This window comes from Thermodesulfobium sp. 4217-1, from assembly GCF_039822205.1.
In the GTDB taxonomy this organism is placed as follows: domain Bacteria; phylum Thermodesulfobiota; class Thermodesulfobiia; order Thermodesulfobiales; family Thermodesulfobiaceae; genus Thermodesulfobium.
The window spans coordinates 43850-50623 of record NZ_JBAGBW010000015.1 but is presented as its reverse complement, the minus strand read 5'-3'; the positions used below and the strand labels follow the sequence as shown (position 1 = coordinate 50623).

Below are 6774 nucleotides of genomic sequence, written 5' to 3'. Positions count from 1 at the left end.
CAAAACAATATTCAGTTGTCAAAGTTGACAGAATATTTCAAATAATTAAACATTATACACCTTTGTCAAGTGTCAATCAAGCAATTATTCTTATATTATATTCTCATATTATAACACACACAATAAACGACATTTGTTATCTATCTCTCTTGATTCCAAACTCTTGTGTATAGTTTGCTAGAAGCTGATATAATTAAGCTATGTTAGAAAACTACAAACTTAGGATGCTAAATTCTATAAAAATTGCTTCGAATCTATTTCGTATCTTGTTGGCTCTCTTTTTCTTATATGTTATCTTTTCTCAAGGTTCGAAAAAGTAACCTAAGTATTAACATAATATTAACACTGTGCCGTGCTATAATCATTAGAGTCTTATTAGAATTACATTAATCTTTTGAGGGGTGATAGTTTTCCTTACGAAAAAGGGGCTTTCTGATGAAAAGGTTTTAGTTTTGAACTCTTCATTTTATCCTCTGGGAGTGAGTTCCTGGAAAAGGGGCTTTTTGCTCGTTTGGAAGAAAAAGGCAGAGGTTATTGAATACAATGGCCACTTTTTAAGAGAAGATATAAGGCTGCCTTGCGTGATAAGGCTCGATAGGAATATATTTTTGCCATATAAAGATGTCGCTCTTACCAGAAGAAACATAATAGCAAGAGATCAGAATACATGCCAATATTGTGGCAAAAAATCTGCAAATTTAACTGTAGATCACGTGATACCGAAATCCAGAGGTGGGGATCTTTCATGGGAAAATGTAGTAGCCGCCTGTCAGGCATGCAACCTGAAAAAGGGTAACAAGACCCCTGAAGAGGCAAATATGATTCTCTTTAGACGTCCGAAGAGGCCCAAAATTCCCTCCAACTTATTGGATATTATCAGGTGTGCAAAAAGTCAATATCATGAATGGATAAAATACATCCCTGAGAGATATCTCTCTTAGCTACCATTTTTCTATCTGTCTTAGAGCCTCGTAAAGGGCTATTGCGACGCTATTTGAGAGATTTAGCGATCTTGCTTCTTTATTCATTGGTATGAAGTATGTCTTGTCTTCAAACTCATTGAGTATCCTCTCATCCAAGCCTGTGCTTTCTTTGCCAAAAACGATAAGGCTATCTTTAGAATAAGTCCCCTTTGTATAAATATTTTTACCCGAAGGAGAGAAAAGAAGCAAATTTTCTGTGTCAAAATTGGGCTTTGCCTCTTCAAAAGTCGGATAAAATGTAAAGTCAAGGTGCTCCCAATAGTCCATTCCAGCGCGCTTTAACCTTTTGTCATCAATTAAAAATCCTGTGGGGCCTACTACAACCAGAGAAACCCCTGCTGCTACACAAAGTCTGCCTATGTTTCCAGTGTTTTGTGGAATTTCAGGCTCAACCAATATTATCTTCATCCTATGATATGACTCCTTCATTTTTCATTTTTGATACTTTATACTATTCTACATAGTATAGTAAAATATTAGGATCTTTAATATTTAAGGAGGTGAGCCCGACTGGGCTATAATTATGAAAAAGATAGAAGCTATTATTAGACCTTATAAACTTGATGAAGTTAAAGCTGCCCTTACAGAGATGGGCGTTATGGGCATGACAATTACAGAGGTAAAGGGCTATGGGCGTCAAAGAGGACATACTGAGAGGTATAGAGGTTCTGAATACGTGGTAGATCTTTTGTCAAAAATAAAGATAGAAGTTGTAATTCCAGAGGATGAAGTGGAAGGCGTGGTTCAAACTATCGTAGACTCTGCAAGAACAGGTGAGGTTGGAGATGGCAAGATATTTATTAGCTCAATAGATGAGGTCATAAGAATTAGAACAGAGGAGAGAGGGGAGGCAGCTGTTTGAAGGCATATCCCCAAACATTTGAGAGAAGAGGCAAGTCTTGTTATATTGGTGGCATAAGTGTAAAAGAGTTATCAGAAAAATATTCTACCCCCTTATATATAATGTGTGCTCAGACTATAAAGTCAAGAGTTGAGACTTTTAAAGAAAGCTTCAAGAAATACCTTCCGTTTGAGTCAAGGATAGCCTTTGCAGGGAAGTCTCTTTGTGTGGCTGGCTTTCTGAAAAAGTTAAGGGATCTGGATATGTGGCTTGACGTGGTGTCTGGAGGAGAGCTCTATACAGCTATCAGGGCAGGATTTGATACGAAAAGAATATATTTTCACGGAAATAACAAGTCCTTTGAAGAGTTAGATTTTGCCATAAAGTCAGGAGTCGGCTATATCGTGGTCGACGGCTTTTCTGAAATTGAAAAGATAAGAAAACTATCGTTTAAATATAACCACATCCCCTGTATGATAAGGGTTTCTCCTGGCATAGAGGCTCACACGCACGAATTTATAAAAACAGGCAAAATAGACTCGAAGTTTGGCTTCCCTGTTGGGACAGATGCTTTGTCTGCCGCAAAGGAGCTGTCAAATATTGATGGTGTAGAGTTCAAGGGCATCCATGCTCACATCGGCTCTCAGATCTTTGATCCCAAGCCATATGTTGAGCTGGTAGATGTGATGTTTGACTTTGCAAAGAAGCTCAGCGATGAGGGGATTGACGTAAAGAATATAAATCTTGGAGGAGGATTTGGAGTGGTGTATACAGAGGAAGACTCTCCTGCCTCTATTGAAGACTTCATAAGAGAAATATCTTCTGAGATAAATAAGAATATGGACAAGCACGGAATGAAAGATATAGCGTTTACTGTCGAGCCAGGGAGATCTATAGCAGGTCCTTCCGGGATAACCGTATATAGGGTAGGATCTGTCAAAAAAATTGACGGTTTTTTGCCGTATGTGTCTGTGGATGGCGGAATGGCTGATAATCCAAGATATGCTCTATATAGGGCCAAATATCATGCAGAGCTTGACGCCAAGACCGAGAATGTCCTGGAAGTCAAGATAGTGGGCAGGTTTTGTGAATCGGGAGATATGCTGGTAGAAAAAATATCTCTGCCTGAGGTAGAAATTGACGATTTACTAATAGTTTTCACTACTGGCGCATACAACTACTCTATGGCGAGCAATTATAATAGGTTTGGCCGTCCTGCCATGGTGATGGTGGAAGATGGAAAAGACAGTCTTTTAGTAAAAAGGGAGACGTATGAGGATATCGTTTCTCTGGATGTGTAAAATTAATTTATAATTGATTTTTTATCAGGTGTTAAAATAAGTGTTACTTTTTGGGTATCTGTAAGAAATTAGAAGGGAGTTTCTATGAAATTTTTAAATATAAAGATTGTTATACCCGCTATTTTGATCCTTATTGTCGCAGGCGCTCTTTTTTGGCATTTTTCTCATAGAGTCGAGCACGTATCCTTTGCGCAGGTAGATAAACTAAATACAGATAACATTACAAGCCAAATAAAGTCAAAGTTAACGGGCGACGTTCTTGACGTTCAGTCGGCATCGAATGGCTACATTACAGGGGCATGGGTGGCCTTGAAGGTGAGTCCGCAGAGCGACGTATCTTTTGAGTCGGAATCAAAAAAGATATTTACTTCTTTGTTCGCCATACCAGGTCTTGATTTTGTCGAGATAAGCTTTATAGAGAGGCCTGCCCCATATAAATATGGATACGGTGAGCTATTTACCGCGCTTTCTACGCACAGCGCATTCAAGGATAGCGAGCCTCTTGCAGACTGTGGCTACTACTGGTCTTGGAACAAGGGCAAGCCTTATTACAAGGGCAAGGACCCATTTGGCAAGGTAGAACAGGCACCTCCTATAAAACAGGGCCAGAAAAAGGTATTTTTGACATTTGACGACGGACCATTCCCCTTGTATTCCTTGCTCCTTGCTGATCTGGTAAGACATTATGGCCATGCCACCTTTTTTCTTGTAGGCAAGATGTTGGAAGTAAGACCGTATGTAGGCAAGATCTTGCAGGACTGGGGTATTGAAATAGGTTACCATTCAGAGGATCACTTTAACTTTAACAAATTGGACAACCTTAAGGCAAAGGAAGAGATTACCCTTGAAACCACCACCTTTAAGGATGCGGGTTTAGATATGTCTAATATCAAGTGGTTTAGACCTCCTGGCGGGGATCTTGACAGTCAGAAGGAAAATCTCGTAAAAGACCTGGGGCTAAAAGTAGCCTGGTGGAACGTCAATACTGCAGATTACAGAAAAGAAACTACCAGAGAGCAGATAGCAAGCTCATATCTTTCTGGTTTGAAGGATGGAAATGTGTTTCTTGGACATCAGGGCCTTTTGAAGACTATACAGGCTCTTGATGTGGTTTTGCCTATTATGAAATCAAAAGGATACGGTTTTGAAAGTTTATGAAAATTTTTAGGAGGAACTGATTTGGCACTTTTTGGTACAGATGGCATAAGAGGGAAGATTGGCTCAGAGTTAAGTGCTAATCTTTCCTTTGATGTAAGCAGGGCATTTGGTTTCTATCTAAGAAGAAATCTACCTGGTTTGCCCGTTTTACTTGGAAAAGATACGAGGTTCTCTGGAGATATGATAGAGTCGGCTATTTCTGCAGGACTTAGCTCTCAGGGGGTTGATGTCATAAGTTTGGGCGTGATAACCACGCCAGGGCTTCAATATCTGTGTTCTTATAGAGAATGCGCAGGGGTTATGATAACTGCTTCTCACAATCTGGCTGCTGACAATGGCATAAAACTTTTTTCAAAGGGCGGACTTAAATTGAGTCCTGATGAAGAGGCCTGTGTGGAGAGCTTTGTAAATTCTGATTTTGCAGAAGAACCCCCAGCAAGAATTTATGAGGATAAGAAGTTTACTGACATTTACCTTAATTATCTAAAAGAGAGATCAAGAGGGATAATCATCAGGGGAATTGTTTTAGATTGTGCCAACGGATCTACCACTCAGTATGCGCCTGAGCTTTTTAACTTTTTGCATCCAGATTTTTTGTATACTGCGGGTTGTTATCCTGATGGTTACAATATAAATCTAAATTGCGGAAGTACTCACCCTGAGGTTATTTGCGATCTGAGCAGGGGTCTAAATAAGCCCTCGACAATCGGATTCGCCTTTGATGGAGATGGTGATAGGGTAATAGCCTGCGATGATAAGGGGAACGTGGTAGACGGAGATGATTTTCTTGCTGTGCTTTCCTTGTGGTTGAAGGTAGTAATGGGCAAAAGGAATTTTTCTGTGGTAGGAACTGTTATGACGAATAGGGGCCTTGAAGAATTTCTTAAAAGGGAAAATATTACTTTTTATAGGTCAAACGTGGGCGACAAGAACGTATATAACATGATGAAAGAAAAAGGAGCCCTTCTCGGTGCAGAGACTAGCGGACACGTAATCATAAGCAATGAACTGTGCGGAGATGGGATGATAGCTGCAATCTATCTGCTAAGAAGCGTTCACGAACTTGGACTTAAAAAATTAAACCTGTTTAAGAGACATCATCAGATTATGAAGAGCATAAAACTGGAATCAAGAATCCCGTCATTGAGCCGTGAATTGGTCGAAAAGATTGAAGAGCTAAAAAAGAATTTTGATGGCAGGATAGTGGTAAGGCCATCTGGCACCGAACCTATTGTAAGGGTTATGGTGGAGTGCAAGAATCTCGAAGAGGCAAATTTAATTTGCGAGGAGATTTGCAACATGATAGAAAATAAAGAATTTAAAACAGTTAGCAGCTAGTTTGTGAGCATTAGAGAGCTTATCTACCAAGTTGTGTTTATCTTCTTTTAGAAGCGTTTAGGAAAAACTCATTAGGAGGATAGTTTAAGATGGCAGAGAAGACAGATCAGGAAAAGAGTATCGATTCTGCAATAGCTCAAATAGAGCGTAGGTTTGGCAAGGGCTCAATAATGAGGTTGGGTGAGGCCGAACCTCCAAAAGTAGATTTTATTAGCTCTGGTTCTATGGCTATCGATATTATTTCGGGCATTGGTGGACTTCCCAGGGGAAGAATTATTGAGATATATGGACCTGAGGGTTCTGGTAAGACCACTGTAGCCCTTCATACCATTGCAGAGGCGCAAAAGGCTGGAGGAGTAGCTGCCTTCATTGACGCCGAACATGCCTTAGACGTTTATTATGCAGAAAGAATAGGTGTAAACCTTAAAAGTCTTCTTATATCCCAGCCTACGACTGGTGAGGAGGCTCTTGAGATAGCAGATACCCTTGTAAGGAGCAATGCAGTTGCTATTGTGGTGGTCGATTCTGTAGCCGCCCTTATACCGAAGTCAGAGCTTGAAGGCGAGATGGGCGACGTAACAATAGCCCTGCAGGCAAGGCTGATGTCTCAGGCCTTGAGAAAGCTGACGGGAACTGTGAATAAGTCGAGAACTGCATGTGTTTTTATTAACCAGTTAAGAGAAAAGGTGAGCACAGGTTACTCCTCTGGTCCCATTGAGGTTACTCCTGGCGGCAGGGCTCTGAAGTTCTATTCTTCTATGAGGATTGAGGTCAGAAGAGGCGAGGCCATAAAGAGTTCGGCTGGTGAGATTATTGGCGCGAAGATGAGAATTAAGATTGTAAAAAATAAGCTGGCTCCACCATTTAAAGAAACAGAGCTAATTTTAATCTATGGTCAGGGGATAGATAGAACAACTGATCTGTTTGAAACAGCTCTAAATTTAGGTTTTATAACTAGAAGCGGGAGTTTTTATTATTTCAAGGAGCTGAGAATGGGACAGGGCAAGGATGCCTCAAGGACTCTCCTGGACGAGAATGAGGATCTCAGAAATGAGATTATGCTTGCTGTGAGAACCTATTTCGAGCCAGAGGCGAAGCCTGCAAGCGGTGAAAAAGAACAGTAACTTATGATTTTTGATGTAATTGATTGATT

General features: G+C 40.3%; 7 protein-coding genes. 6 read left to right on the top strand and 1 reads right to left on the bottom strand.

Annotated features, from left to right (window positions below):
- The first annotated feature begins 401 nt into the window (after positions 1-401).
- A complete protein-coding gene (locus V4762_RS06825) occupies positions 402-941 on the top strand; it encodes an HNH endonuclease (protein WP_347315038.1) in 540 nt (179 codons plus the stop codon).
- Here the strand turns inward: V4762_RS06825 and V4762_RS06820 are convergent, their stop codons facing one another.
- A complete protein-coding gene (locus tag V4762_RS06820) occupies positions 942-1391 on the bottom strand; it encodes a tRNA (cytidine(34)-2'-O)-methyltransferase (protein WP_347315037.1) in 450 nt (149 codons plus the stop codon).
- Between the two features lie 115 nt (positions 1392-1506).
- On the opposite strand from V4762_RS06820, the gene V4762_RS06815 reads away from it, so the two are divergent.
- The 5 genes from V4762_RS06815 to recA all read left to right on the top strand — a co-directional run bounded on the left by V4762_RS06815 (position 1507) and on the right by recA (position 6745).
- Entirely contained in the window at positions 1507-1845 is a 339-nt protein-coding gene (locus V4762_RS06815; protein WP_347315036.1) for a P-II family nitrogen regulator, read from the top strand.
- Entirely contained in the window at positions 1842-3125 is a 1284-nt protein-coding gene (lysA, locus tag V4762_RS06810; protein ID WP_347315035.1) for a diaminopimelate decarboxylase, read from the top strand. The genes V4762_RS06815 and lysA overlap by 4 nt, the downstream gene beginning before the upstream one ends.
- An 84-nt stretch (positions 3126-3209) precedes the next feature.
- Positions 3210-4283 carry a polysaccharide deacetylase family protein gene (locus tag V4762_RS06805; protein WP_347315034.1) on the top strand — a complete coding sequence of 358 codons (1074 nt, stop codon included), beginning with the start codon at positions 3210-3212 and terminating at the stop codon, positions 4281-4283.
- 21 nt (positions 4284-4304) lie between these two features.
- On the top strand, positions 4305-5621 hold the full coding sequence (locus V4762_RS06800) for a phosphohexomutase domain-containing protein (RefSeq protein ID WP_347315033.1): 1317 nt from the start codon (positions 4305-4307) through the stop codon (positions 5619-5621).
- A gap of 89 nt (positions 5622-5710) precedes the next feature.
- Positions 5711-6745 carry a recombinase RecA gene (recA, locus tag V4762_RS06795; RefSeq protein WP_347315032.1) on the top strand — a complete coding sequence of 345 codons (1035 nt, stop codon included), beginning with the start codon at positions 5711-5713 and terminating at the stop codon, positions 6743-6745.
- The last annotated feature ends 29 nt before the right edge of the window (positions 6746-6774 follow it).